The sequence below is a fragment of the Streptodolium elevatio genome, from assembly GCF_040649515.1.
Lineage (GTDB): Bacteria > Actinomycetota > Actinomycetes > Streptomycetales > Streptomycetaceae > Yinghuangia > Yinghuangia elevatio.
This window is the reverse complement of sequence record NZ_JBEZFP010000134.1, coordinates 1-25,638: the sequence shown is the minus strand read 5'-3', so window position 1 is coordinate 25,638 and position 25,638 is coordinate 1. Positions and strand designations below refer to the sequence as shown.

Below are 25,638 nucleotides of genomic sequence, written 5' to 3'. Positions count from 1 at the left end.
TCGCCCGCCTGCACAACCTCACCCTCGCCGGATGACCGGCGAATCAAGCCGCCACACTCCGACAACCGAGATCATTTACGGGACAACCCTTAGGGCTGTGTGTTCGATCCCGCCGGGGTGTGGGCTGCGCGTAGCCTGACGCTGTGCCAGACCCTCCCGCGTCATCCCCGTCGTCGCCGGCCTCGCCGGCTCACCCGACCGCGCCCCGGACCGGGGCCGCGCCCGCGTCGGCCGCGCCGGGGGAGGCGGACGGCGTCGACTTCCTCTCGTTCGTCGATTTCGCGGTGCGGCGCGCGGCGCGCCGCCAGCCGGGGATCGACACCGAGGCGCTGCGGATGATCCTGCTGATCAACCGGGTGTCGAACGTCGTGACGTACGACCTGGAGTCGGCCGTGCACCGCCCGCAGGGCTGGACCTGGTCGGCCTTCCGGCTGCTCAACGTGCTGTGGCTGGCCGGGCCTACCGAGGGCAAGCGCATCGCCGAGATGTCCGGGATGAGCCGTGCGGCGATCTCCAGTCTCGCCAACACGCTGGAGAAGCAGGGTTTGGTCGCGCGCGAGCCCGCCCCGCACGACGGCCGGGCGGTCACCCTGCGGCTCACCGAGGCCGGAGAGGGCGCGCTGGCGGCCGCCTACCGCGCGCAGAACGCCCGTGAGCGGCAGTGGGCCGAGGCGCTGACCGACGCCGAGCGGGCGACGTTCGTCGAGCTCCTGGGCAAGGTCGCGGCGCACGCGACAGGCGACTGGGTGCGGCGCAGGGACTGACCGCGGTACCAATATCGCCGTTCCGCGAGGCTGGCGGAGGCCGCGAACCCGGTGCTAGAAATAGTAAAAGGTTTTACAGAGTGATCCGATTGGATCCCGCGGATGCCGGGAACGGGACAACGCAGACCGGCACCCGGCGACGAGGACGAAGGTGTGAGTCATGGCCTACTACCGGCGACTGGGGTCCGTGCCGCCCAAGCGGCACACCCAGCACCGCACCCCGGAAGGGGGCCTGTACTACGAGGAGCTGATGGGTGAGGAGGGCTTCTTCTCCGACTCCTCGCTGCTCTACCACCGCGGCATCCCCTCCGCGATCGTCGACGCGCGCGTGTGGGACCTGCCCGACCAGGCCACCGCCCCCAACCATCCGCTCAAGCCGCGGCACCTCAAGCTCCACGACCTGTTCCCCGGGCAGGAGTGGAAGGCCGCCGACGCCGTCACCGGCCGGCGCCTCGTGCTCGGCAACGCCGACGTGCGCATCTCGTACGTCGTCGCGGGCGCCCCCAGCGAGCTGTACCGCAACGGGCTCGGCGACGAGTGCGTCTACATCGAGTCCGGCACCGCCCTCGTGGAGACGGTCTTCGGGGCGCTCACCGTCGGCCAGGGCGACTACGTCCTGCTGCCGCGCTCGACCACGCACCGGTGGGTGCCCACCGGCGACGAGCCACTGCGGGCGTACTGCATCGAGGCCAACAGCCACATCGCGCCGGCCCGCCGCTACCTCTCCAAGTACGGCCAGTTCCTGGAACACGCCCCGTTCTGCGAGCGCGACCTGCGCGGCCCCGAGGAGACCCTGACGGCGGAAGGCGCCGACGTCGACGTGCTGGTCAAGCACCGCGGCGCGCACGGCGGCCCGGTCGGCACCCGCTACACCTACCCGGAGCACCCCTTCGACGTGGTGGGCTGGGACGGCTGCCTGTACCCGTACGCCTTCAACATCGCCGACTTCGAGCCGATCACCGGGCGGGTCCACCAACCCCCGCCCGTACACCAGGTGTTCGAGGGCAACAACTTCGTCGTCTGCAACTTCGTGCCGCGCAAAGTGGACTACCACCCGCTCTCGATCCCGGTGCCGTACTACCACTCGAACGTGGACTCCGACGAAGTCATGTTCTACTGCGGCGGCAACTATGAGGCCCGCAAGGGCTCCGGCATCGGGCAGGGCTCGATCTCCCTGCACCCGGGCGGCCACGCGCACGGCCCGCAGCCGGGGGCGTACGAGCGCAGCATCGGCGCCGACTTCTTCGACGAACTCGCCGTCATGGTCGACACCTTCCGCCCGCTCGAACTGGGTGAGGGCGGCACGGCGGCCGAGGACCCCGGGTACGCCTGGACCTGGTCCGGACGGGGGCCCGCCCGATGAACCCGCCAGAACCCGCCGTGATCCCCCCGCTGTTCACCGAACTCGTCGACGACGCCGCCATCTTCCCGCCCGGCAACCTCCCGCTCGCCGAGGCGGTCGAGGCCCACCACGCGCACCGCGCCGCCTGGTACGCCGACCTCGTCGGCCAGTTCCTGGTCGGCTCCGCCCGCACCGCCGACCTCGCGGCCCTCGCCGACCCGGAACGCCCGCTGCGGGTGGGCGTCGTGGTCGCGGGCGGCGCGGCGGCCGTCGGCGACGCGGTACGCATCGTGCTGGAGACGCCGGGACTCGTCCTCGCCGGCGTCGAGGCCGCCGGCGACCCGGCCGACATCGTCCGGGCGTACCACGAACACCTGCCCGAGGGCGTTCCGGGAGCCGTGGAGGTCGCCGCCGACGAGAGCATGCCGGACGCCCTCGACGCCATCGCGGAGACCCGGCACCGCGCCAAGTTCCGCACCGGCGGCACGGTCGCCGACGCGTTCCCCGAGGACGGCCGCCTCGCCGCGTTCCTCTCCGGATGCGTCGCGCGCGAACTGCCCTTCAAGCTGACCGCCGGACTGCACAACGCGGTGCGCCACACCGACCCCGTGACCGGCTTCCGACACCACGGCTTCCTCAACGTCCTGACCGCGCTGCGCATCGCGCAGGCCGACCAGGCGGCCGGCCTGCCACCGGTCGTGCACAGCATCGCCGCGGCCCTGGGCGAGGCCGACCCGGCCGTCGTCGCGGAGCGGACCGGCCGTACCGCCGCCGCGCACGGCGCCGAATACCGGGCCGCGTTCACCGCTTTCGGCTCGTGCAGCATCGCCGAACCCCTCGCCGACCTCGTCGCCCTGGGCCTGATCGCCCTGCCCGCGGACCCGAAGGAGCACACCCCGTGACGTCCACCTGGCTCGCGGTCCCCGCCGACCACCCGTTCGGCATCGGCAACCTGCCGTACGGCGTCCACACCACGACCGAGGACCCGGCGCCGCGCATCGGCGTCGCGATCGGCGACCACGTGCTCGACGCCGGGGCGGTCGCCCAGGCCACCGGCTCCGACCACGCCCCGGTCCTCTCCGCGGCCGACCTCAACCCGCTCATGGCCGCGGGGCGCGCGGTGTGGACCACCGTGCGCGCGGAGATCACCGCTTGGCTGACCGACACCGCGTACCGCCGCGAGGTCGAGGCGAACCTGACGCCCCGCCAGGACGTGGCGATGCGGCTGCCGTTCGCCGTCGGCGACTACGTGGACTTCTACGCGTCCGAGAACCACGCCCGCAACATCGGCCGGATCTTCCGGCCGGACGCCGAACCGCTGACACCGAACTGGAAGCACCTGCCCATCGGTTACCACGGCCGCTCCGGAACCGTCGTGGTGTCGGGCACGGACATCGTCCGCCCGTCGGGCCAACGCAAGGCTCCGGCCGACGCCGCCCCGACCTACGGCCCGTGCCTGCGCCTCGACATCGAGGCCGAGGTCGGCTTCGTCGTGGGCACGCCCACCCAAATGGGCACGCAGGTGCCCCTAAGCGCCTTTCGCGACCACGCCTTCGGCGTCTTCCTGGTCAACGACTGGTCGGCGCGGGACATCCAGGCGTGGGAGTACGTGCCGCTCGGCCCGTTCCTCGGCAAGTCCTTCGCCACCTCCGTCTCCCCGTGGGTCGTGCCGCTGGACGCGCTCGCCCACGCATGGGTGGAACCACCCGCGCGCGACGTCGAGCCGCTGCCGTACCTCGACGACCGGGCGGGCGAACCCGGCGGCCTGGACCTGGCGATCGAGGTCGCACTCAACGGACACACGGTCTCGCGGCCGCCGTTCCGCACCATGTACTGGACCGCCGCGCAGCAACTCGCGCACATGACGGTCAACGGCGCGTCGCTGCGTACCGGCGACTTCTACGCCTCGGGCACGGTCAGCGGGCCCGAGGTGGACCAGCGAGGCGCGCTCATCGAGATCACCTGGAACGGCCGCGAGCCAGTCAAGCTGCCGGACGGGTCCACGCGCGCCTTCCTGGAGGACGGCGACGAGGTCGTCGTCACCGCGACCGCGCCGGGACCGGACGGCACCCGCATCGGCTTCGGCGAGGTGGCCGGCCGCGTCGTCCCGACGCGCGGCTGACGCACCGGACTTCGGCGGCAGGCGTCCGTCGGCGGGTAGCCGTCGGCGGGTGTCTCGCGAGCCCGCCGAAGGCGACATTCGACGACAGGAATCCGGCAGGGGAATCCCATGAACAAGGTGGTGGCCTCGGCGGCCGACGCGGTCGCGGACATAGCCGACGGCGCGACGATCGCCGTCGGCGGATTCGGGCTCTGCGGCATCCCGTCCGCACTCATCCGAGCGCTGTACGAGCAGGGCACGGGCGCGCTGTCCGTCGTCTCCGACAGCTGCGGCGTGGACGACCTGGGGCTCGGACTGCTCCTCGGCGCGGGCCGCATCGCCCGCGCGACCGGCTCCTGCCTGGGTGACAACAAGGAGTTCGCCCGGCAGTACCTGGCCGGCGAGATCGAACTCGAACTCACCCCGCAGGGCACGCTCGCCGAACGCCTGCGGGCCGGCGGCTGCGGCATCCCTGCCTTCTACACGCCCGCGGGCGTCGGCACCCCGGTCGCCGAGGGCGGCCTGCCGCTGCGCTACGGCCCGGACGGCGGCGTGGCGGTCGCCTCGCCGCCCAAGGAGGTCCGCACCTTCGACGGCGTCGACTACGTCCTCGAACACGGCATCACCACCGAGTACGCCCTCGTCCGCGCCGCGCGCGGCGACCGGCACGGCAACCTCGTCTTCGAGCGCTCCGCCCGCAACTTCAACCCGCTCGCGGCGATGGCCGGACGCGTCACCGTCGCCGAGGTCGAGGAGATCGTCCCGCCCGGTGAACTCGACCCCGACGAGATCCACCTGCCTGGCGTGTTCGTGCAGCGCGTCGTCCCCCTCACCTGGGAGCAGGCGGCCGACAAGCACCTGGAGAAGCGCACCGTCCGCGCCGTTCCGGCGGGGCCGCGCTGATGGCCTGGACCCGCGACCAGATGGCGGCCCGCGCGGCGACCGAACTGACCGACGGAACGTACGTGAACCTCGGCGCCGGACTGCCCGCCCTGGTGCCCAACCACGTTCCGCCCGGCGTCGAGGTCGTCGTCCAGTCCGAGAACGGCCTGCTGGGGGTGGGCGGGTACCCGGCCGTGCACGACGTCGACCCGGACCTGATCAACGTGGGCAAGGAGACCGTCACGCTGTTCCCCGGCGGGAGCACCTTCGACTCGGCCCTCGCCTTCGGCATGATCCGCGGCGGCCACATCGACGCCGCGATCCTCGGCGGGCTCCAGGTGTCCGCGCGCGGTGACCTCGCCAACTGGGCCGTGCCCGGCAGCCTGGTCAAGGGCATGGGCGGGGCCATGGACCTGGTCCACGGTGCCCGCAAGGTCATCGTGCTCATGGAGCACGTCGCCCGCGACGGCAGCCACAAGATCGTCGAGGAGTGCACACTCCCGCTCACCGGCCGCGCCTGCGTCCAGCGCGTCATCACCGACCTCGCGGTCCTGGACGTCGCGCCGGACGGCCTCCACCTCGTCGAACTCGCCCCCGACGTCACCGAGTCCGAACTCCGCGCCAAGACCACCCCCGACATCCGCACCCGCTGACCCGCCGCTACCTCTCGTCGCCGGCCCGGCTGCGCCAGGCGCTCGGGGTGACGCCGTACGCGGCCCGGAAGCGGCGGCCGAAGTGGGTCGGGTCGCTGAAGCCCCAGCGGCGGGCGATCACCGCGACGGTACGCGTGGCGGCGGCCGGGTCCGCGAGTTCGTCGCGGGCGCCGCGCAGACGCTCGCCGATGATCCACTGTTCGAGGCTGAAGCCGGCCTGGGCGCAGATCTTGTACAGGTAGCGGACCGAGATGTTGTGGGCGGCCGCGACGGATTCGGGGGACAGATCGGGGTCGGTGAGGCGGGCGCGTACGTACTCGCGGACCCGGGTGAGCAGGATCTCGGCGAGGACGGGGCGTCCCGATGCGCCCGAGCGGCCGGCGGAGACGAGTAGCGCGCGGGCCAACTCGATGCTCGCGGAGCCCAGTTCCAAGGCTCCGGCGTCGTCGGACAGCAGCGCCGCCTCGGCGGTGATGCGCCGCACGTGCTCGATCACCAGGTTGTAGACCGGACTTGCCGGCAGCCGGGTCATGGCGCGGCGGATGACGTCGACGGGCACGCCCAGCTGGTCGATCGGCACCTGGAGCGTCGCGGCGCCGCCCGCGCCGGACCACGAGAAGTCGTACGGGGCACTGAGGTCGGCGATCATCAACCCGCCCGGCGGTACCAGCTGTTCGGCGGCGTACTGCACATGGCGGCCGGCCGCGCGGGTCTGCACCGATAATGCGATCATCGGCGACATCGATTTGCGGGACTGCTTGGGGGTGCGCAGGAGCCGGAAGCCCGAGGACGAGGTGCGCAGCACGCGGGCCCCGCCGAGCTGCCATTCCTCGACGCGTGTGTGCAGCGTGTGCGCGGGTGCCTCATGGATGACGTAACAAGGCGCGACAGCCTCGACCATCGCGGTGTACACCGCGTCGACCCTTTCCGCGACGGGTAGTTCCGTCGTGTCGATGAGGACGGTCATCGCACACCCTTCCGAACGAGGCGCCCCCGTGATCCGGACGTTCCCGGTGCCGGGCGGGTCCGACCGGCCGTGGCCGGGAGTCCCGACGGCGGGGTGCGCGGCCTGATGCACGCGCAGCCGACAAGTGTGCGTGCACAGCCCAGTAGACCGCGAATCCGGCCCGTATGGTCGGAAACGCCGACGCTCGCCGGGTGGCGGATCGGGCGTGTCCGTCGGCGGGCCGCGCGGTCGTGGCGGCCCTCGAATCGCGTCCGTCGCCGCCTCCAGGCCCCGCTCCGCGCGTGGAAAGGGGCTTGCCTGACCGGGGGAGGCGCCGTAGGACGCACGTGGGTCGCGGTCCGCCCCCGGACCGCGACCCACGCATGGCGGTTCGTCCGCCGATTTCACCCCGTCGGGTGACGACCCGTCAGACCGCCGACTTCGGCTGGGTGAGGTCGTACAGCGTGGTGCCGTCCACGGTTTGCGCGGTGAAGTTGTCGGCGACCCACTTCGCGATCTCCTCCGAGGCGCCGCTGCCGCCCATGCGGGTCATGGACATCCCGTTGCCCTGGCCGATGAAGTAGTGCACCTTGCCGTCCGCGACGATCTCCTTGAACTGGTCGAGGGACGGCGCCGGGTCGCTGCCGTTGAAGCCGCCCATCGCCATGACCGGCTCTCCGGTCGCCAGTTGGTATCCCGAGGCACTGTTGGAGCCGACCGCGGCCGCCACCCAGGTGTAGTCCGAGGCGTTCTTCTCGAGCAGGTCGGTGACCGCCTTGCTCGGCTTGCTGCCGTCGAGGAGGCCGCCTGCCGGGCTGTTGCCGGGGCCGCCGTTGTAGCCCCGCACGTTCGGCATGCCCTGCGGACCGCCTTGTCGGGCGCCGTCCTGACCGGTGCCGCCCTGCGGGGCACCCGGCGAACCGTTCTGCCCGTCGGGCGTCTGGCCTCCGGGGACCTGCCCGCCCGGCGCTTGGCCGCCCGGTGCCTGCCCATTCGGAGCCTGACCGCCGGGCATCTGCCCGTTCGGCGCCTGGACGGCCTGGCCGTTGGGACCGACGAGGAACAGCCCGGGGCCTCCGCCGCGGCCCGGACCGCCGCGCCCGCCAGGACCGCCGAAGCCCGCCGGACCGGCCGTGGGGATCGAACCCTCGTGCGGGGTCTTGGCCGTCTCGACGGAGTACGCGACTGGTGCCGCCAGGATCGCGGTGAGCGTCAGTCCGGCCGCGCCCACCGCCACGGTGCGGGCCGCGAACCGGGTCGTCGCCAGGAGGGCGACGGCCGCGAGCCCGCCCGCCACAAGGACTGCGTACCGCAGCCAGGGGTGGAAGTCGGGCGTGCGGTCCAGCAGGACGTACGCCCACCAAGCCGAACCCGCCACCGTCGCGGCCAGGAAGACCGCGGCCTTCCACGACCGGCGCTTCTGCCACAGCAGCACGCCGCCCATGCCGACCAGCGCGCCCACGGCCGGGGCGAGCGCCACGTCGTAGTAGGCGTGGAAGATGCCCTTCATGTAGCTGAACACCACGAGCGTCGTCACCAGCCAGCCGGCCCACAGCACGAACGCCGCGCGCTGGCCGTCGACCCGCGCCCGGCGGCGCGTCACCCACAGGCCGGCGAGCGCCAGCGCGAGGGCGGCCGGGATCAGCCAGGCGATCTGCCCGCCGTTCTCCGTGTTGAACATCCGGTCCCAGCCGGTCTCCCCCCAACCGCCTCGAATCGTCGGCATGTTGCCCGCCTCGGGCGTCGCGCCGTTCGGGAAGGTCACCATGCCGCCGCCCACGCTGCCGGTCTCCTCGCCGTTGAGGCGCCCGAAACCGTTGTAGCCGAGGGTGAGTTCGAGGATCGAGTTGTCCTGCGAGCCGCCGATGTACGGGCGCGAGGAAGCCGGCCACAGCTCCACGGTGAGGATCCACCAGCCCGCCGACGCGATCAGCGCGCCGCCCGCGGCCAGGAGCTGCCGGCCGCGGCGCCACCACCCGGTCGGCGCGAACAACAGGTAGGTGACGGCGAACGCGGGGACCACGACGAACGCCTGCATCATCTTGGTCAGGAAGCCGAAGCCGAGGAACACCCCGGCCCAGACCAGCCACTTGGTCGACGCCGTCTCCTGGGCGCGCAGCACCGCATACGCCGCGGCCACCATCAGCAGCACGAGCAGGGCGTCGGGGTTGTTGAACCGGAACATCAGCGCCGCGACGGGCGTGCACGCCATCACCGCGCCGGCGACCAGCCCCGCGGCCGGCCCGAAGCGCCTGCGCACCGTGAGGTAGAGCAGGCCGACCGCGGCCACGCCCTCGAGCGCCTGCGGCACCAGCATGCTCCATGAGTTCATGCCGAAGACCCGGGCGGACAACGACATCACCCACAGCGACGCCGGAGGCTTGTCCACGGTGATGAAGTTCGCCGCGTCCGACGAACCGAAGAACATCGCCTTCCAGCTCTCGCTGCCCGCCTGGACGGCGGCGGCGTAGAACGAGTTGGCCCAGCCCGACTCGCCGAGGCTGTAGATGTAGAGGACCCCGGTCAGCAGCAGCAGCCCCAGCAGCGACGGGCGGACCCAGCGCGGATCGGCCTCGTTGCCCCGGACGAACCGCGCGCTGCGGTCGCGGGCGATCTGAGGTGCCGTCAATCTCGGGACGGTCGCGGTGTGTTCGGGATGGGTCGTGGTCACTTGGAGACCTCGGCAGTGGTGTCGGGCCGCGCGGCGGTGCGGAACACCCATACGCGCAGCAGGAGGAAGCGGACCAGTGTCGCGAGTGCGTTCGCCAGGACGAGTACGGTCAGCTCGACGCCCCGCGACGCACCGGGGGCGAACAGGTGCAGGCCGCCCAGCGCGAGGCTGGTGGCCGCGAGCCCGAGGGCGAACGCGATGCCGCCCTGGGCCTGGTGGCGCAGCGCGTTCGACCGCCCGCGGACCCCGAAGGTGAAGCGCCGGTTGGCGGCGGTGTTGGCGACGGCCGTGACCAGCAGCGCGAGGGCGTTCGCGGCCAGGGCCGGCATGCCGGTGCGCAGCACCGCGTAAAGGCCCATGAACGCCAGCGTGCTGAGCACCCCCACCACCGCGAAGCGCGGCAACTGCCGGCGCATGCCGGTGGGCAGCCGGGCGGCCTGCGTCCGGGCGGACATCGGGGCGCGGAACGTCCCGGCGAGGATCCGGCGTCCCACCCGGGCCATGCCGCGCAGGTCGTCCACCGCGGTGCGGACCACGTCGACGCGGCTGTCCGGGTCGTCCACCCAGTCCACCGGGACCTCGTGGATGCGCAGGCCGGACCGCTGCGCGAGAAGCAGGAGTTCGGTGTCGAAGAACCACGCCTCGTCCTCGACCAGTGGCAGCAGCTCCCGCGCGACGTCGCTGCGCGCGGCCTTGAAACCGCATTGCGCGTCCGAGAACCGTGCCGCCAGAGTCGTGCGCAGCAGCAGGTTGTACGTGCGCGACACGAACTCCCGCTTGGGGCCGCGGACCACGGCGGAGCCGCGAGACAGTCGGCTGCCGATCGCCACGTCGCTGTGCCCGCTCAGCAGCGGCGCCACCAAGGGCAGGAAGGCGTCGAGGTCGGTGGACAGGTCGACGTCCATGTACGCCACCACGTCCGCGTCGCTCGCGGCCCAGACATGGCGCAGCGCACGGCCCCGCCCCTTGAGGTCGAGGTGCACGGCGCGCACGTGCGGCAACTCCCGGGCGAGCCGCGACGCGACCGCCCAGGTGTCGTCGACGCTGGCGTTGTCCGCGACGGTGATGCGGAAGGCGTACGGGAATTCGGCCAGCAGGTAGGAGTGCAGCCGGGTGACGCTCCGCGCCAGAACGTGCTGCTCGTTGTAGACCGGCACCACCACGTCCACGAGTCGTTGGCGGCGTGGTGCGGAGTGCGCCGGTACGCCGGGCGGTTCGTCCGTCCCGGCACCGGTGTCCAGTGCTGTCGAGTGTGCGGGCGAGTGGTTCATGGGCCCCACGCTCGGGGCGGGGGCTGGGAGGCGCCTGAGCCGATCCTTAACGGCGGATGAGAATGCCGGGACGAGACGGGACGACACGGGACGGGACGTGGCGATGCGTGCGGTGCGGAGCGCGGGGCCGGTGCGCGGGGCCGGTGCGCACGCTGTACCGGCGCCTCCCGGCCCAACGATCCGGACTTACACGATCAGTAGCGCCGCGTCAACGGGGAGTGCCGTGTGGCTTCCCGGGCTGCGGCTTCCTAAGGTGGGGGACCGGCCGAGGGGAGCCCGCTCCATGATGCCTCGCACGACACCGCAACGACTGCGGGTGCTCGCGATGTTGCTCGTGTCCGCCGTTCTCCTGGTGGCGGCGGCAACCTGGACCCGGGTGGCGCAGGCCGGAGAGGACGCCGACAACCTGCGTGAGCGGCGCCTGCCCGCCGTCCTGGCGCTGGAGCAGGTCGCCGAGGCGCTCACCGAGGCCGACCGGGCCGCGGTCGGCCAACTGGCCTCCGGGGCCTTCCCGTTGACCGGGCCGGGCACCGACTACCAGGACGCGGTCAAGACCGCCGGGCAGGCCCTCGCGGACGCCCGCGAGCGCATGGACGGCTCCGACCGCGCGTTGTCCCGGCTCCGCGCCGTGGACGGGCTCATCATCGAGTTCACCGGCCTCGTCGGGATGGCCCAGTCCGGACGCGAGGGACCGCAGGCGGTCGCCGGGATCGCCTACGCCTCCGACCTGTTGCACGCGCCCGGCACCGGAATCCTGGCCCGCGTCGCCGAGTTGCGCGACACCGAACTCGCCGCGATCCGCGACACGCGGGACGGCTACTGGACTTCGACCGTCGCGGCCGTGCCGCTCGCGGTCGGCGCGGTCGCCGCACTGCTGCTGCTCGTCGGAACCCTGTGGTACCTGCGGCGCCGGTTCCGCCGCCACCTGAACCTGCCGTTGCTGCTGGCCCTGGCGGCGCTGCTCGCGTTGTCGGTATGGGACCTCACGAACGCCGCACGCACGCGCGACCGGATCGACACCGCGGCCGGCCCCGGGGTGACCCGCCTGGCGGAGCTGTGGCAGGCCCGAACCGCCGTGCAGCGCGTGGTCGGAGCCGAGTCGTTGGCGCTGGTCACGCGCGGGGTCGGCGTGGACCACCGGGCCGCCGCGGACGTGGCGCTGCGCGAACTCGCCGACCCGGCCCTCCCGGAGGCCACGGTACGCACCCGCGCGGCGGAAATGGCGGGCATCGTCGCCCAGTTGCGCGGCAGAGGCTTCGGGCCCGAACCCGACGGCATCGACCTGACGCCCCGGGACGAACGGTCCGTGCAACTCCTGATCGGCGGCGGCACCGGCACGCTTACTGTGGTGGCCGCCGCCGCGGACAACGGGATCGCCGACGCCATCGCCGCGGCCCGCCTCGACACCGAGCGGCGGCTCGCCGAGGCCGCCGACGACGAAGGCCTGGGCCTGGGCGGCCCGTTGCTGTGCACCGGCATGCTCGCCGCGGGGCTGTGGGGGCTGTGGCGCAGGTACGACGAATACCGGACGGGGGGCTGAGCCGTGGGATTCCGGATACGTGCCCGGTTGCGCCGCCGCACCGCGCTCCTGGTCGCCTTCGCGGCGTGTGCGACGGGCGTGGTGGCGTGCGCGGGCGACGACGACCGCCCGACGGTCACGGTGCTCGGCACCTGGACCGGCGCCGAGGCGACCGCTTTCGAGCGGGTCGTGGCGCCGTTCGAGCAGCGAACCGGCATCGACGTGGTGTACGAGGGCACCCGCGACGTCGACGCCGTGCTCGCCGCCCGCGTCGACGACGGCACGCCCCCGGACCTCGCCGCGCTCTCCTCGCCCGGGAACCTGATCCGGTTCGCCCAGGCGGGCCGCCTGGTCGCGCTGGACGACCTGCCCGGGCTCGCGGCGAGCGACCGGGACTACGCGGCGGACTGGGTGACCCTGGGCCGGGTCGGCGGCAAGCGCGTCGCGGTCGTGGTGAAGGCCGCGCTGAAGAGCCTGATCTGGTACGACCCGCGGACGCTTTCCGAACGCAGCCTCCGGCCGCCCGCCACCTGGTCCGAAATGACCTCGGTGGCGCAGGCGTTGGCCCGGGACGGCATCCGCCCGTGGTGCGTCGGCCTCGCGTCCAGCTCCGCTTCGGGCTGGCCCGGCACGGACTGGATCGAGGACATCGTGCTGTCCCGCTACGGCCCGGCGGTCTACGACCGGTGGGTGGACGGCGAACTGGAGTGGACGTCGGAGCAGATCCGCGGCGCCTGGCGTACATGGGGCGACCTGCTCGCCGTCGGCGCTGACGGCGGCACCGGAACCGGCACCGGAACCGGGTCGGGCGGACCGATGCGCGCGCTGCTGACGCCCTACGACCGGGCGGGCGCCGATCTCGTCGCCGCCGAGCCGGGCTGCGGCCTGGAGCACCAGGCGTCGTTCGCGGCGGGCTGGTACGCGGCCGCCCCCGGCGGACCGGTGCCGGGCGTCGACTACGACTTCGTGCCCTTCCCGGCCTTCTCGCCGCCGGTAGCCTCCGGAGCCGGTCCCGGCGCGCCCGCGCGCGAAGTGGCCGGCGACGTGATGGCGATGTTCGACGACACCCCGGCGGCACGGGAGTTGATCGCCTACCTGGCCGGCACCGAGGCGCAGACGTTGTGGGTGCGCGAGGGGGCGTTGAGCGCGAACCGCGGCGTCCCGCCGACCGCGTACCCGTCGCAGCCGGTCGCGCAGCGGCTCGGCAAGGCGCTCGCCGACGCGGAGGCGATCCGCTTCGACGCGTCGGACCGGATGCCGGGGCCGATGCGCGGGGCGTTCCACCGTGCGGTCCTGGCCTTTGTCGCCAACCCCGCGGACCTCGACGCGATCCTTCAGGACCTCGAGCAGGCGAGGCTCGCGGCCTACGCCTGACCCGGCGCCCTGCCGGTCCCGGGGAGCCGGACGCGGGCCAGCGTACCGCCGCCCTCGGCCGGTTCGAGCCCGACCGTGCCGCCGCTCTCCGCCACGGTGCGGGCCACGATCGCCAGCCCAAGGCCGGAGCCGGGCAGGGCGCGGGCGCTCGTGGACCGCCAGAACCGCTCGAAGACGTACGGCGCGTCCGCGGGGTCGATGCCTGGTCCGTGGTCGCGCACCGTCAACTCGCCGTCGCGCAGGTTCACGTCGATCACGCCGTCGGGCGGTCCGAACTTGACGGCGTTGTCGAGGAGGTTGAGCACGGCGCGCTCCAACTCCTGTTCCTCACCCCGCACGTGCCACGGTTCCAGATCGACGGCGAACTCCACCTCGGGTCCGCGGAGCCGGGCACGCTCGACGGCGTTCCCGACGGCCGTGTGCAGGGCCGCGACACCGCTCGTCGGAGCGTTGCGCGCCCGATCGGGGCGGGCCAGTTCCAGCAGGTCGATCACCAGTCCCGAGAGCTCCCGGAGTTGCCCGCGTACGTTGCGCAGCAGCCGCTGCTTGTCGGAGGTCGGCAGTGGACGGTTCTGCTCCTCGCTGAGCAGCAGCAGATCGGTGTTGGTGCGCAGACTGGTCAGCGGCGTGCGCAGTTCGTGGCCCGCGTCGGCGATCAGCCGCTGCTGCCGCTCGCGGGACGCCTTGAGCGCGCTCGTCATGGCGTTGAACGACGTTCCGAGGCGGGCGATTTCGTCCTTGCCCTCGACGGGGATGGTCGTGTCGAGGTCCTCGGTGCGTGCGATGTGCTCGACGACGTCCGTGAACTTGTCGACGGGCTTGAGGGCTGCCCGGGCGACAAGGACACCGGTCGTCGCGGCTCCGAGAATGCCGATGCCGGAGACGATCCCGAGGAGGATGCCGAGGTTCTTGAGGGATTCGTCGATCTCGGTGAGGGGCCGGGCCACGCTGGTGGCCGTGAACGGCATCGGGGCCGGACCATCGGGTTGCAGCTCGCCTTGCGGGGCGCTACGGGTGAGGACGCGCACGCGCGTTCCATCCTCCGCCGTCGCGGTGTGCAGGGCCTCACGGGACTTGCCCTGGGCCACGTCGATGTCCGCCTGGCTGACGGGGACCCGGTAGGACGACGGGTCGGTACACACCGTGCCGTCCGCCATGAGGTATTGCCGGATCTCGGGTGCCCGCGCCATCTTGTTGTTCTCGTCCAGCAGCCAAGGGGCGGGCGAACGAGTCACGTCCTGTTCAAACGTGCACCCGGCGGGCTTGTAGATCAGGCGGCTGAGTTCCGGCCCGACCCCCACGCGGGTCAACTTGAGTCCTTCGTCCATCTGGTGCATCAACTGGTCCCTGGTCAGGAACCAGCAGGCGATGGCCGCACCGATGATCGCGATGGCGACGGCCGAGGCGGTCATCATGGCGAGCCGGGCACGCAGCGGCAGCCGCCGCTTCACGACGAACCCTCCGGCGCTCTCAGCACATAGCCCACCCCGCGCACGGTGTGCACGAGGCGCGGCATGCCACCCGCCTCGGTCTTGCGGCGCAGGTACATGACGTACACGTCGAGCGAGTTCGAGGACGGTTCGAAGTCGAACCCCCAGACGTTGCGTAGGATCTGCTCGCGCGTCAGCACCTGGCGCGGGTGCGTCAGCAGCAGTTCCATCAGCGTGTACTCGGTGCGTGTCAGCTCGATCGTCCGTCCCGCACGGGTGACTTCTCGGGACCGGGTGTCCATGCGCAGGTCGGCGAACTCCAGGACCGCGTCGTCCGCCGTCTCGCCAACCGCCCCGGCCATCGCGCTGCGCCGCAGCAACGCGCGTACCCGGGCGAACAGTTCGTCCAGCTCGAAGGGCTTGACCAGGTAGTCGTCGGCGCCCGCGTCGAGCCCGGTGACCCGGTCGCCCACCGCGTCGCGCGCGGTGAGCATGAGGATCGGCACCGTCTCGCCGCGTCCGCGCAACCGCCGGGCGGTCGTGAGGCCGTCCATGCGCGGCATGAGCACGTCGAGGATCACCAGGTCCGGGACTTCGCGTTCCAGCGCGTCGAGCGCGGCGAGCCCGTCGGGGGCGAGCGCGACGGTGTAGCCCTCGTAGCGGAGGCTGCTTTCCAGCGCCTCGCGTACGGCCGGCTCGTCGTCGACGACCAGGATCCGGGCGCCGGGCGCGGGGCCGCTCATCGGGGACTCACGGGATTCATCGGGGACGGGATCTCCTGTCGGGCGCGTGGCCGCGGGCGCGTGGTGGGCGGCCGCGGTGTCCGGTGGTTCACGCTGCCATGCCCCGGCACCGGTGCGCCGGAGGGCGCACGGTGCCGGGGCGGTGTGTCGCGGCTCGGCTCGCACGTTCACTCACGCCTTGGCACCGGACTCCAGGTCGCCGAGAAGGGCCTTCACCTGGTTGACCGGGATCGCGAAGCCGAGGCCGACGCTGCCCGCGTCGCCGCCGAGCGCGCCCGAGGTCGGCGAGTAGATGGCCGAGTTGATGCCGATGACGCGGCCGTTCATGTCCAGCAGCGGCCCGCCGGAGTTGCCGGGGTTGATGGAGGCGTCGGTCTGGATCGCGTGGTACGTCGTCCCGTCCGACTGGTCGGCGCTTTCGGCGGTACCGCCGAACGGCAGCCCGCTGCCCTGGCCGGAGTCCGACGACGGCACGGTCACCTCACGGTTCAGCGCGCTCACGATCCCGGACGTCACGGTGTTGGTCAGGCCCTCGGGGGAGCCGATCGCCACGACCGAGTCGCCGACGGCGACCGAGTCCGAGTCGCCGAGGGTGGCCGGCTTGAGGTTGTCGACGCCGTCGACCTTGATGACGGCCAGGTCGCTGGCGCTGTCGGTGCCGACCACGGTGGCCTCGGCGGTGCGGCCGTCGGTGAACTTGACGGTGATGGTCCCGCCGTCCGAACCCTCGACGACGTGGGCGTTGGTGAGGATCTTGCCGTCTGCGCTCAGGACGAGGCCGGAGCCGCTGGAGGAGGTGCGGCGCGTCGTGACGCTGATCTCGACCACGCTCGGCAGGACCGCCTTGGCGACCGCGGCGATACCGGTGGCATTCATGTCGGCCACCGACTGCACGGGCGCGCTGCCGGTGGCCGTGTAGGTGGCGGACGGCGAGTCGTCGGCGAACTCGCCGCCGACCCAGCCGCCCGCGATGCCGCCGAGCAGCCCGGCGGCGAGCGCGGCCGCGACGGCGAGGGCCACGCCGCGGCGCTTGAGCGAGGGCCGCTTCGCGGACGAGCCGGTCGTGTCGGCCGGGCCGGACGTACCGGCAGCCGTGCCCTCGGTGCCGTCCGCGGCCCCCGGGCCGACCGGCGGCGGTCCGAGCGGGTACGCCCTGAACGGGTGCGGGTGCGGGGTCCGATTCGAGTTCGAGTTCGAGTCGGGCCCGGCCGGTGCGCCAGGGGCAGACGTACCGCCGACCGAGCCCTCACCGGCCGCCACGCCCGCACTCGCCACGCTTCCACCTGCCACGCTTCCACCCGCCGCGGCCCCGCCCGTCGGAGCTTTGCCCCACGCGGCCCCGTCGCCCGCGGCACCCGCGGCACCCGCGGCCGCGTGGTCGCCGGGCGTCGGCGAGTCGATGACGAATATCGGGGCCCCCTCGACGGGGGCCGGAGGCGGAGGCGATGCGGGGGCGGCGCCGAAGGCCGCCTCCTGCGGCACAGCAGCCTCAGACGCCCCATCGGCGTACGGGTCCTGACCGGGGTTCCGTGGTGTCGTGTCCATGCATCAGAGCTTCGGCCCGGTTTCTGAGAATCCGCTGAGCGCGCCATGAAGTGTCGCCTCAATCTCCGGGCCGTGCCCGCCTCGCGGCCACCCCGCCCGCCACCTGCGCCCACTCCCCGATGTCGGGTGACGGACGCCCTTGACCCTTGCAGGGGCCGGTGGCTAAATCGGAGCCGGTCGCCTGGGGATCTCCGGGGGCCGATCGGCTAGGAGGAGAAGTACATGCGCGCGATCCTGCACACGGACAAGGGTGTCGAGACTCGGGACGACGTGGAGGTGCGCGACCCCGAGGCCGGCGAGGTCCTCGTACGGATCGCCGCGACCGGTGTGTGCCACAGCGACGTGAGCGTCCTGGAGGGCGTCATCGAGTGGCCCGCCCCCGCGGTGCTCGGCCACGAGGGCGCGGGCATAGTCGAGAAGGTCGGTGCGGGCGTCACCGCCGTCGTGCCGGGCGACCACGTGGTGATCACCACCATCGCGGCGTGCGGCATGTGCCGCTACTGCCAGACCGGCCACCCCAACCGCTGCCGCCAGACGCTGGGCAACCGCAGCACGCCGTTCTCGATCGGCGGCGAGCCGGTGTGGAACTTCGCGGGGGCCTCGACGTACGCCGAGATGACCCTCGTCAAGGAGATCCAGTGCGTCACGATCCCCAAGGACGTGCCGCTGACCTCCGCGTGCCTGGTGCCCTGCGGCGTGGTGACCGGCGCGGGCGCGGTGCTCAACCGCGCGAACGTGCTGCCCGGTCAGACCGCCGCGGTCATCGGGCTCGGCGGCGTCGGGCTGGCCGCGGTGCAGGCGCTGCGCCTCAAGGGCGCCGGGCGGGTCGTCGGCATCGACACCGTGCCCGGCAAGTTCGACCTGGCCCGGCAGTTCGGCGCGACCGACTTCGTGCAGGCCGGCAAGGGCGTCGACGCCGCCGACGAGATCCGCACGCTGTTCCCGTACAGCGAGGACCAGAAGGTCGGCACGTTCGGCGCGGGCGGCGTCGACTGGATCTTCGAGTGCACGGGTGTTCCGGCGGTTCTGGAGAACGCCCTCGAAGCCCTCGACTGGGGCGGCACGTTGATCGCCGTCGGCCAGCCCTCGCAGACCGCCACCGCGAACATCCGCATCGCCAACCTTCTCCAGTGCGACCGGGGAATCCTGGGCACCCGGGCCGGCGGTGTTCGGCCGCACGAGGACATCCGGGCGATCGTCGAGCTTTACCGGCAGGGGAAGTTCGACCTCGACGCGCTTGTGTCGAAGGTCTATCCGTCGGACGCATTCAACGACGTTCTCGACGACATGCACAACGGCCGCATCGCGCGCGGCGTACTCGCTTTCTGACCGGGTTCCGGTCGGCCGTGTCCGAGTGGTGAGAACGCGTTCCACCGAGCTTCGGGGAGGATCAGATGGAACAGCAGTCCGGCACGGCCATCGGCAACTGGGGTCGCTGGGGTGACGAGGACGAGCGCGGCACGCTCAACCTGATCGAGCCCAAGGGCGTCGCCGCGGCGGCGCACGAGGTGCGGACCGGTCAGGCGTACGCGCTCGGCCTGCCCATCCAGCGTGAGGGCGCGCCCATCTTCGACTACCGGGGCGCGCCCCAGCGGCTGACCCTGACCAGCCAGACCGACAACATGTTCGACGACTTCCCCGGCGGCAAGGAGGTCGGGGCGAACGAGGACGTCCTGGTCATCGCGTCGCACAGCATCACGCACATGGACGCGCTGTGCCACGTGCAGCACCGGGGCAAGTTCTACAACGGCTTCGACGCGTCGACGTTCCGCACCCACACGGGTGCCGAGCGTTGCGGCATCGAGAAGCTGGGCGCGTTCGCCACGCGCGCGGTGCTGCTCGACCTGCCGCGGCACCAGGGTGTGGAATTCCTGGAGCCGGGGGCCACCATCACCCGCGCCGACCTGGAGGGATGCGCCGAGGCGCAGGGGGTCGAGGTACGCCCGGGCGACGCGCTGCTGGTGCGCACCGGCCACCTGGACAACTGGCGCACCGAGACCTCCGCCGGGCGCGAGGTGTCGTTCGCGCAGGCGGGACTCGGGCTCGACGCCGTCTCCTACATCCGCGACCACGACATCAGCGCGGTCGGCGCGGACAACAGCGCGATCGAGGTCATCCCGTTCGACGCCGAGACGTTCCTCGCGGTGCACATCGCGTTGCTCGTGGAGTCCGGCGTACCGCTCATGGAGCACCTGTGGCTGAGCGACCTCGCCGCCGGGATGGCCGAGGCCGGCACGTGGTCGTGTCTGCTGACCGTGACACCGCTCCCGGTGACCGGGGCAACGGGGAGCCCCATCAACCCGGTTGCCATTGTCTGAACGGTCGGGCGCTGCCATAGTTCGGAGATGGTTCGCAGGGGCCCCGAATTTTCGGTGTGCCGGACGGAATGACCCGTGCGGCGTACCGTGACCGACAGGCCGTCTCGGTCTCGTTTCCTCCGTCGAGACCGAGACGGCCGCCGGGGATTGCGTACGGCGATAACCCGGTCCGGTGTAACGTTCCGGAAATCGGTTTATTAAATTGACGAAGTCAAGTACTGGTACGATGGCATCGTGAACTCCACCGACAATGTCGACGCGATCCAGCGGGCACTGGAAGCCCTCTTCCGCCGCAATGCCAGCCGCCGAGTCTACGCGCGCCAGGCAGCGGTCGCCGGGGCCACCATTTCGCAGCCCGCGTATGTGCTGCTGCGCCGCGTCAAGAAGGCCGGCCCGCTTCCGATGGGCGAGCTCGCCCGGCTGACCAACATGGACCCGGGCGCCACCGCCCGGCAGGTCGGCCAACTCGAGCGCGAGGGCTACGTCAAGCGCTCGCCGAGCCCCGACGACGGCCGGGTCAGCCTCGTGTCGCTGACGCCCCGCGGGGACGCGGTCCGGCGCCGCCTCACATCGGTGATGGACCAGCATCTGAACGAGATGCTGTCGAAGTGGAGCGAGGAGGACCGTGCGGCGTTCGCGGTGCTCCTGAACCGCTTCGTCGAGGACATGGCGGCGACCGAGCTGCACGCGACCGTGGAGGACGAGACGGCCTGAGGCCCGGGGTTCCCGGGCGGGCATCCGTCCCGCAGCCACCGCGACCACCGGTGGCCAGGCCCGGCCGAGCCAAGGCCATCCGGGTATTTTGCCGGGCGGACAACCGAACGTTCATGCGGCAACGGGCAGTTGCCCGTAGCATCGCGGGATGTGACCCTCGACCCCCGAGTCCTGCGCCACAGTTTCGCCATCGTCGAACGCCGCGCGGACCGGATGGCGAAGTACTTCTACGCCCGCCTCTTCCGCGAACACCCGGGCGTACGAAGCCTGTTCCCGGACGACATGGCCGACCAGCGCGACCGGCTCTTCGGCGCGCTGACCGCCGCGGTCGCACACGTGGACGACCCCGACGTGCTGGTGCCGTTCCTGCGCGGCCTCGGGGCGGACCACCGGCGGTTCGGTGCGGTGGCCGCGCACTACCCGGCGGTCGGGCAGAGCCTCGTGGCGACGATCCGGTTCTTCTCCGGCGATGCGTGGAGTGCCGAGGTCGAGGCCGCGTGGAAGGCGGCGTACGACGTCCTCGCGAGTGTGATGGTCGAGGCGGCACGGCAGGCGGAGGCGGCGGGGGAGCCCGCGGTGTGGGACGCCAAGGTGCTGCGGCGCGAACGGCCCGCGCCGACCGTCGCGACGTTCACGCTCCAGGTCGAGCCGGACTACCCCTTCCGGGCCGGACAGTACCTGAGCCTGACGCTGCACGAGGCCGAAGTGCGCAACGTATGGCGGCAGTTCTCCATCGCCAACGCGCCGAGGCCGGACAACACCGTCGACCTGCACGTGCGCCGGATCCCGGGCGGCGCGGTCTCGAACCTGCTCCTCGACCGCGTCACGGTCGGCGACCGGCTGCGCCTCGGCATGCCGATGGGTACCACCACCCTCGTCGAAGGCAGCGGCAGGCCGCTGCTGTTCGTGGCGGGCGGGACCGGCTGGGGAGCGGTCAAGGCGCTCGTGATGACTACGCGCTGCGCTGCCCCGACCGGCACGCCACACTGCTGCTCGCGGCGCGCGGCAGCGACGACGTCTACGACGCGGCGGCCGTCGAGCAGTTGCTGCACCGCTGCCCGCGCCTTGAAGCGTGGGCGATCCTGTCGGCGCGGGACCGTCCCGGCGACGAACTGCCGGTCGCGTTGCGGCGGCACTTCCCGGGGCCGGAGACGGAGGCGTACCTTGCCGGGCCGGCCGGGATGGTCGGGGTCGCGCGCTCGTGGCTCAGCGGCCTCGGCGGGCTCCCGGCGGAGCGCATCCGGTACGACTCGCAGCCCGAGGAGGTCGGCGCGTCCCGCCCGATGACGCCCGCGGACTGGTTCCTGCAGCGGCCCCCGGTGCCCTGGATCAGGCGCCCGGAACCGGGTCTCTGATCGCGAACGGGCGGCCGGGGGCCGTCGGTTGCCGGAGTTCGGCGGGCATGTGCCACGCCGGCGCCAGGCGCTGTGCCGGGGCTACGCCAGGCCGGAGAAGTCGACGTTGCCGACCGTGAGACTGGCGTTGAAGCCGCCGTCCAGGTTGAGGTTCACGCCGTTGACGAAGACGGACGCGTCCGCTCCCAGGAACGCGAGGCCCAGCGCCACGTCCAGGCCGGTGGCGAGGCGGCCGTTGCCCTGCGACACGTTCCAGTCGATCACCTTGTCGGACATCGTCTTGCGGAAGTCCGGCAGCAGCGGCGTGTCGATCGGCGACGGGCAGATGCTGTTGACGCGAAGTCCCTTGGCGGCAGCGGTCTTTGCGTAGTGCATCGTGTAGACCTGCACGATCTCCTTGGAGTAGGAGTACGCCTCGACCTCGCGCGTCGCCAGCTCCGCCTGGGCCTCGTCCCAGCCGTCGATCGCGATGAGGGCCTTGATGTCCTCCAGGTGCGGCGCCCAGCCGAAGCCCGCGATGGAGGCGGTGTTGACGATCGCGCCGCCCGTCCGGATCGTGCCGTTGTCCACCAGCGCCTCGGTCAGCCGGCGCAGGCCCAGGTAGTTCACGCCGAAGACGACGGGGGCGGGCAGCGTGCCGGCCACCCCCGCGTTGTTGAACAGGACGTCCAGCGGCCCGGCGGCGGTGATCGCGGCGATGGCGGCGTCCACGGACGCGGGGTCGTTCAGGTCGGTCTGCAGGAACGTGTGGGCCGAACCCGTCGGCTCCTTCACGTCCAGGACCGTGATGTGCTCCGCGCCCAGGTCGGTCAGCAGCTCGACCAGGGCGGCGCCGACGCCCGAGTAGCCGCCGGTGACGACGACGCGCTTGCCTGCGTAGCTGAACGGGCTGGTCATGTGGGCATCTCCTCCGAGGTGGTGCGGGAGCCCGGTCAACGTATAACCGTCGCTTGACACGGTCAAGAGTGCTGCCTAGCGTCGCCGGGTGGGCACAACAGCGAACAATTCCGTGGACGGGCCGCCGGTCCGGCTCGACATCGCCGACGGCGTCGCCGTGATCACCCTCGACCGGCCGGACCGGTTGAACGTGTTCTCGGGCGGCATGGGCGTCGCACTCGGGGAAGCCTATGCCCGATGCGACGCCGACGACAGCGTGCGCGCGGTGGTGCTGACCGGCGCGGGCCGCGCGTTCTGCGCGGGGGCGGACATCGCGCCGTCGTCCGGCAGCTTCGACGCGCCCAGGTCGCCGGGGGAGTTCACCGCCTCGCCGGTTTCGCCGCCGGCCTTCCGGGTGCGCAAGCCGGTCATCGCCGCGGTCAACGGGCACGCGATCGGCATCGGCCTGACGATCGCCCTGGAGTGCGACATCCGGTATGTCGCGACGGACGCCAAACTGGCCGTGCCGCAGGTGCGGCGCGGCATGGTGCCGGACGCGCGCTCGCACTGGACGCTGGCCCGGGCCACCTCGCAGGCGGTGGCCGCCGACATCCTGCTCACCGGCCGCACGTTCCTCGGGACGGAGGCAGTCGCCCTCGGCGTCGCGTCGCGGGCGCTGCCCGCGGACGAGGTGCTGCCCGCGGCACTGGAGACCGCGCGCGACATCGCGGCGAACGTGAACCCGCTGTCGTCCGCGCTGAGCAAGCGGCTGCTGTGGCTCGACGAGGCGGGGACGGGGGACCGGGTCGAGGAGTTGGAGACGGCGTACCACCGCCTGTTGATGGGCACCCCGGACGCCAAGGAGGGGCCGCGCGCGTGGATGGAGCGTCGGACGCCGGACTGGACGTCGCGGGTCTCCGAGCAGTGGGACCGTGTGCTGGAGACGGAACGGGACGGACGCAAGTGAACCAGGAGCCGAACGTGTCGAAACTTCCCCCGCTCGACGTCATGGCCGCGGGCAAGGGCCTGCGCGAGACGGGCGCGACCGCCGCCGACGCGGAACGCGCCGGCTTCGACGGCCTGTGGCTGACCGAGGGCGGCCGTACCGCCTTCGGTGCCGCGACCGCCGCCGCGCTCGCCACCTCCTCGCTCACCGTCGGCACCGGCATCGCGGTCGCGTTCGCGCGCAGCCCGATGGTCGCCGCGGCCGCCGCCCGGGAGCTCCAGGAGGCGACCGGCGGGCGCTTCGTCCTCGGCCTCGGCACGCAGGTCCGCGCACACGTCGAACGCCGCTACTCCGCCGAGTTCGACCGCCCCGGCCCCCGCCTGCGCGAGTACGTCGAGTCGGTACGTGCCATCTGGCGGGCCTTCCGGGGCGAGGAACGTCTGCGCTACCAGGGAGAGTTCTACCGGTTCAGCCTCATGACGCCGGAGTGGTCGCCGGGCCCGACGGACCTCCCCGACCCGGAGATCTACCTCGCCGGCGTCAACCCGTGGATGCTCCGCATGATCGGCGAGATCGGCGACGGCCTGCACGTGCACCCGCTGCACAGCACCCGCTACCTCGACGAGGTGGTACGCCCCGAACTCGCCGCGGGAGCAACCCGATCCGGGCGTAGCGCCGCCGACGTCACGGTGGTCGTCCCGGTCATGACGGCGACCGGCGAAACCGACGAGGAGATTGCCGCGCAGCGCGACAAGCTCCGGATGCGCCTCGCGTTCTACGGGTCCACGCCCGGCTACGCGAAGGTGTTCGAGACGCACGGCTGGGACGACCTCCAGCCGTCCCTGAACCGACTGTTCGCGGCGAAGGACACCGCCGGCATGGCGGCGGCCATCAGCGACGAGGTGCTCGACGCGCTGACCGTCTCGGCTCCGTGGCACGAACTCGCCGCGGCCCTCGCCGACCGCTACCGCGGCGCGGCCGACCGGCTCATCGCGTACTCGGCGGTGAGCACCTGGAACTCGCCCGCGGACGTGGAGCGTTGGGCGTCGGTGGTGGCCGACTGGCGCAAGCTGTCGCAGTAGCCCGGAGGCAGGTGGCGGTCGTCCGTCCGGCCCGAGCCCGGACCGGACGGACGGACGGACGAGCACACCACCACCCGCGCACGGCTACCCCGCCGCCGCGGAGGCGGGGTGCCCGTTCGCTACTCGCCCTGCGCGAGGTGCGCCTTGGCCTCTTCGTACCCGGCGTCCGCGGGCGCCTCGGCCGGGCCGTACACGAGGTGCACAACGCCGGTACTGAACGCGGTCGACGACTTCAGCGCGAGCGGCAGCGTGGTCTCCGCCTCGTCGAACAGCCGCAGCCCCTTGCGGACCGCGATCGGGTGGACCAGCAGGTGCAGTTCGTCCAGCAGCCCGGCGGCGAGCAACTGACGTACCACCGACACCGATCCGCTCAGCGAGATGTCGCCGCCCGGCTCGTTCTTCAGGGCCGTGACCGACTCCACGAGATCGCCGGTGAGCTGCTCGGAATTGCGCCACGTCAACTCGAGCGCACGGTTCGACACCACGATCTTGCGCATGTCGCCGAGCGACTTGGCGAAGCCCGCGTCGTCGCCGCCCTCGGCCTCGCGCCCGGGCCACGCCCCGGCGAAGCTGTCGTACGTCTCGCGGCCGAGCAGAAGGGTGTCGGCCGACCCCATGAGCGACCCCACCGCCTCGCCCATCTCGTCGTTGAAGTACGGGAAGTGCCACTGGTCCGGCGCCTCGACGACGCCGTCGAGCGAAATGAACAGGCCGGCGGTGATCTTCCTCATGGCGGTTCCTCCGAAGGTTCGTGCGTGGTGGTTGCCGTGTCATCAGATAGGACGGCAACGCGGGCACGGACTCATCGGTGCCCGGGGACCTTTTTCCGTGCCTCTTCCCGACGTCTTTCCGACGTCTTCCCGACTTCTTCGCCCGACCTTCCGTACGACTCCCGCTACGCGGCCGACCGACCCCGTTCGTGAAGCGTGGCTTAACGGTCATTGCGATAACTGCGGTTGTTGCGCGCACCCGCGCTGAGCAGGATGAACGTCGTGAAGAACATCGAGATCACGCCACTGGCGCCGGAAGGCGGCGGCAAGTACGCGGGCCCGTGCTGCGGCGAGGGCACGGCGTAGGGCCGCCCCGCGGCCGGCCGTGGGCCGTAC

The 25,638-nt window shown here is 72.2% G+C and carries 22 protein-coding genes; 14 read left to right on the top strand and 8 right to left on the bottom strand.

Features of this window, described 5'->3' with window-relative positions; translation table 11 throughout:
* Positions 1 to 143: 143 nt before the first annotated feature.
* The 6 genes from AB0C36_RS34995 (at position 144) to AB0C36_RS34970 (ending at position 5,742) form a co-directional block, all read left to right on the top strand.
* Positions 144 to 764 (top strand): MarR family winged helix-turn-helix transcriptional regulator, encoded by a 621-nt coding sequence (locus tag AB0C36_RS34995; RefSeq protein ID WP_358362333.1) that lies wholly within the window; start codon positions 144 to 146, stop codon positions 762 to 764.
* A gap of 160 nt (positions 765 to 924) precedes the next feature.
* Positions 925 to 2,127, top strand: a complete 1,203-nt coding sequence (locus AB0C36_RS34990) for a homogentisate 1,2-dioxygenase (protein ID WP_358362332.1) — start codon at positions 925 to 927, stop codon at positions 2,125 to 2,127.
* A complete protein-coding gene (locus AB0C36_RS34985; protein ID WP_358362331.1) occupies positions 2,124 to 3,008 on the top strand; it encodes a hypothetical protein in 885 nt (294 codons plus the stop codon). The genes AB0C36_RS34990 and AB0C36_RS34985 overlap by 4 nt, the downstream gene beginning before the upstream one ends.
* Positions 3,005 to 4,228 carry a fumarylacetoacetase gene (gene fahA / locus AB0C36_RS34980; RefSeq protein WP_358362329.1) on the top strand — a complete coding sequence of 408 codons (1,224 nt, stop codon included), beginning with the start codon at positions 3,005 to 3,007 and terminating at the stop codon, positions 4,226 to 4,228. The genes AB0C36_RS34985 and fahA overlap by 4 nt, the downstream gene beginning before the upstream one ends.
* Before the next feature lie 108 nt (positions 4,229 to 4,336).
* A complete protein-coding gene (locus AB0C36_RS34975) occupies positions 4,337 to 5,110 on the top strand; it encodes a CoA transferase subunit A (RefSeq protein ID WP_358362327.1) in 774 nt (257 codons plus the stop codon).
* Positions 5,110 to 5,742: a 3-oxoacid CoA-transferase subunit B gene (locus tag AB0C36_RS34970; protein ID WP_358362326.1), complete on the top strand. Its 633-nt coding sequence runs from the start codon at positions 5,110 to 5,112 to the stop codon at positions 5,740 to 5,742. Before AB0C36_RS34975 ends, AB0C36_RS34970 begins: the two co-directional genes overlap by 1 nt.
* A 7-nt stretch (positions 5,743 to 5,749) precedes the next feature.
* Here the strand turns inward: AB0C36_RS34970 and AB0C36_RS34965 are convergent, their stop codons facing one another.
* The 3 genes from AB0C36_RS34965 to AB0C36_RS34955 all read right to left on the bottom strand — a co-directional run bounded on the left by AB0C36_RS34965 (position 5,750) and on the right by AB0C36_RS34955 (position 10,630).
* Entirely contained in the window at positions 5,750 to 6,709 is a 960-nt protein-coding gene (locus AB0C36_RS34965) for a helix-turn-helix domain-containing protein (protein ID WP_358362325.1), read from the bottom strand.
* 406 nt (positions 6,710 to 7,115) lie between these two features.
* Positions 7,116 to 9,317: an ArnT family glycosyltransferase gene (locus tag AB0C36_RS34960; RefSeq protein WP_358362324.1), complete on the bottom strand. Its 2,202-nt coding sequence runs from the start codon at positions 9,315 to 9,317 to the stop codon at positions 7,116 to 7,118.
* A gap of 38 nt (positions 9,318 to 9,355) precedes the next feature.
* Complete coding sequence (locus AB0C36_RS34955; protein WP_358362323.1) at positions 9,356 to 10,630, bottom strand: bifunctional glycosyltransferase family 2/GtrA family protein; 1,275 nt, start codon at positions 10,628 to 10,630, stop codon at positions 9,356 to 9,358.
* Positions 10,631 to 10,913: 283 nt separating this feature from the next.
* Between AB0C36_RS34955 and AB0C36_RS34950 the strand changes: the two genes are divergently transcribed.
* A complete protein-coding gene (locus AB0C36_RS34950) occupies positions 10,914 to 12,170 on the top strand; it encodes a GlnX family signal transduction membrane protein (protein ID WP_358362321.1) in 1,257 nt (418 codons plus the stop codon).
* Positions 12,171 to 12,173: 3 nt separating this feature from the next.
* The gene (locus AB0C36_RS34945) at positions 12,174 to 13,523 is read left to right on the top strand and encodes an ABC transporter substrate-binding protein (RefSeq protein ID WP_358362320.1); all 1,350 of its coding nucleotides are present in this window, start codon (positions 12,174 to 12,176) and stop codon (positions 13,521 to 13,523) included.
* Here AB0C36_RS34945 and AB0C36_RS34940 read toward each other — a convergent pair.
* The 3 genes from AB0C36_RS34940 to AB0C36_RS34930 form a co-directional block, all read right to left on the bottom strand.
* Positions 13,514 to 14,974, bottom strand: coding sequence for a HAMP domain-containing sensor histidine kinase (locus AB0C36_RS34940; protein WP_358362318.1), 1,461 nt, complete (start codon positions 14,972 to 14,974; stop codon positions 13,514 to 13,516). The genes AB0C36_RS34945 and AB0C36_RS34940 overlap by 10 nt on opposite strands.
* A complete protein-coding gene (locus AB0C36_RS34935; protein ID WP_358362317.1) occupies positions 14,971 to 15,696 on the bottom strand; it encodes a response regulator transcription factor in 726 nt (241 codons plus the stop codon). The genes AB0C36_RS34940 and AB0C36_RS34935 overlap by 4 nt, the downstream gene beginning before the upstream one ends.
* A gap of 171 nt (positions 15,697 to 15,867) precedes the next feature.
* Positions 15,868 to 17,241 carry a S1C family serine protease gene (locus tag AB0C36_RS34930; RefSeq protein WP_358362316.1) on the bottom strand — a complete coding sequence of 458 codons (1,374 nt, stop codon included), beginning with the start codon at positions 17,239 to 17,241 and terminating at the stop codon, positions 15,868 to 15,870.
* A gap of 222 nt (positions 17,242 to 17,463) precedes the next feature.
* Here AB0C36_RS34930 and AB0C36_RS34925 point away from each other — a divergent pair, with 222 nt between their 5' ends.
* The 4 genes from AB0C36_RS34925 (at position 17,464) to AB0C36_RS34910 (ending at position 21,560) form a co-directional block, all read left to right on the top strand.
* Entirely contained in the window at positions 17,464 to 18,570 is a 1,107-nt protein-coding gene (locus AB0C36_RS34925) for an alcohol dehydrogenase catalytic domain-containing protein (protein WP_358362314.1), read from the top strand.
* Positions 18,571 to 18,635: 65 nt separating this feature from the next.
* Positions 18,636 to 19,559, top strand: coding sequence for a cyclase family protein (locus tag AB0C36_RS34920; protein WP_358362313.1), 924 nt, complete (start codon positions 18,636 to 18,638; stop codon positions 19,557 to 19,559).
* A gap of 234 nt (positions 19,560 to 19,793) precedes the next feature.
* The gene (locus tag AB0C36_RS34915; protein WP_358362311.1) at positions 19,794 to 20,273 is read left to right on the top strand and encodes a MarR family winged helix-turn-helix transcriptional regulator; all 480 of its coding nucleotides are present in this window, start codon (positions 19,794 to 19,796) and stop codon (positions 20,271 to 20,273) included.
* 150 nt (positions 20,274 to 20,423) lie between these two features.
* Positions 20,424 to 21,560 carry a globin domain-containing protein gene (locus AB0C36_RS34910; RefSeq protein ID WP_358362310.1) on the top strand — a complete coding sequence of 379 codons (1,137 nt, stop codon included), beginning with the start codon at positions 20,424 to 20,426 and terminating at the stop codon, positions 21,558 to 21,560.
* Between the two features lie 149 nt (positions 21,561 to 21,709).
* On the opposite strand, the gene AB0C36_RS34905 is transcribed toward AB0C36_RS34910, so the two are convergent.
* Positions 21,710 to 22,525, bottom strand: a complete 816-nt coding sequence (locus AB0C36_RS34905; protein ID WP_358362308.1) for an SDR family oxidoreductase — start codon at positions 22,523 to 22,525, stop codon at positions 21,710 to 21,712.
* Between the two features lie 88 nt (positions 22,526 to 22,613).
* Between AB0C36_RS34905 and AB0C36_RS34900 the strand changes: the two genes are divergently transcribed.
* Together AB0C36_RS34900 and AB0C36_RS34895 are read left to right on the top strand one after the other, a co-directional pair.
* The gene (locus AB0C36_RS34900; protein ID WP_358362306.1) at positions 22,614 to 23,471 is read left to right on the top strand and encodes an enoyl-CoA hydratase/isomerase family protein; all 858 of its coding nucleotides are present in this window, start codon (positions 22,614 to 22,616) and stop codon (positions 23,469 to 23,471) included.
* A 14-nt stretch (positions 23,472 to 23,485) separates the two neighbouring features.
* Positions 23,486 to 24,532 (top strand): TIGR03617 family F420-dependent LLM class oxidoreductase, encoded by a 1,047-nt coding sequence (locus tag AB0C36_RS34895; RefSeq protein ID WP_358362305.1) that lies wholly within the window; start codon positions 23,486 to 23,488, stop codon positions 24,530 to 24,532.
* Positions 24,533 to 24,651: 119 nt separating this feature from the next.
* Here the strand turns inward: AB0C36_RS34895 and AB0C36_RS34890 are convergent, their stop codons facing one another.
* Positions 24,652 to 25,263 (bottom strand): dihydrofolate reductase family protein, encoded by a 612-nt coding sequence (locus AB0C36_RS34890; RefSeq protein ID WP_358362303.1) that lies wholly within the window; start codon positions 25,261 to 25,263, stop codon positions 24,652 to 24,654.
* Positions 25,264 to 25,638: the final 375 nt, after the last annotated feature.

Bases quoted from the DNA above. Each gene is read 5' to 3' on its own strand.
- AB0C36_RS34985 (WP_358362331.1), top strand. From the start codon at position 2,124: ATGAACCCGCCAGAACCCGCCGTGATCCCCCCGCTGTTCACCGAACTC.
- AB0C36_RS34990 (WP_358362332.1), top strand. From the start codon at position 925: ATGGCCTACTACCGGCGACTGGGGTCCGTGCCGCCCAAGCGGCACACC.
- AB0C36_RS34955 (WP_358362323.1), bottom strand. From the start codon at position 10,630: ATGAACCACTCGCCCGCACACTCGACAGCACTGGACACCGGTGCCGGG.
- AB0C36_RS34930 (WP_358362316.1), bottom strand. From the start codon at position 17,241: ATGGACACGACACCACGGAACCCCGGTCAGGACCCGTACGCCGATGGG.
- AB0C36_RS34975 (WP_358362327.1), top strand. From the start codon at position 4,337: ATGAACAAGGTGGTGGCCTCGGCGGCCGACGCGGTCGCGGACATAGCC.
- AB0C36_RS34905 (WP_358362308.1), bottom strand. From the start codon at position 22,525: ATGACCAGCCCGTTCAGCTACGCAGGCAAGCGCGTCGTCGTCACCGGC.
- AB0C36_RS34920 (WP_358362313.1), top strand. From the start codon at position 18,636: ATGGAACAGCAGTCCGGCACGGCCATCGGCAACTGGGGTCGCTGGGGT.
- AB0C36_RS34950 (WP_358362321.1), top strand. From the start codon at position 10,914: ATGATGCCTCGCACGACACCGCAACGACTGCGGGTGCTCGCGATGTTG.
- AB0C36_RS34890 (WP_358362303.1), bottom strand. From the start codon at position 25,263: ATGAGGAAGATCACCGCCGGCCTGTTCATTTCGCTCGACGGCGTCGTC.
- AB0C36_RS34965 (WP_358362325.1), bottom strand. From the start codon at position 6,709: ATGACCGTCCTCATCGACACGACGGAACTACCCGTCGCGGAAAGGGTC.
- AB0C36_RS34935 (WP_358362317.1), bottom strand. From the start codon at position 15,696: ATGAGCGGCCCCGCGCCCGGCGCCCGGATCCTGGTCGTCGACGACGAG.
- AB0C36_RS34970 (WP_358362326.1), top strand. From the start codon at position 5,110: ATGGCCTGGACCCGCGACCAGATGGCGGCCCGCGCGGCGACCGAACTG.
- AB0C36_RS34925 (WP_358362314.1), top strand. From the start codon at position 17,464: ATGCGCGCGATCCTGCACACGGACAAGGGTGTCGAGACTCGGGACGAC.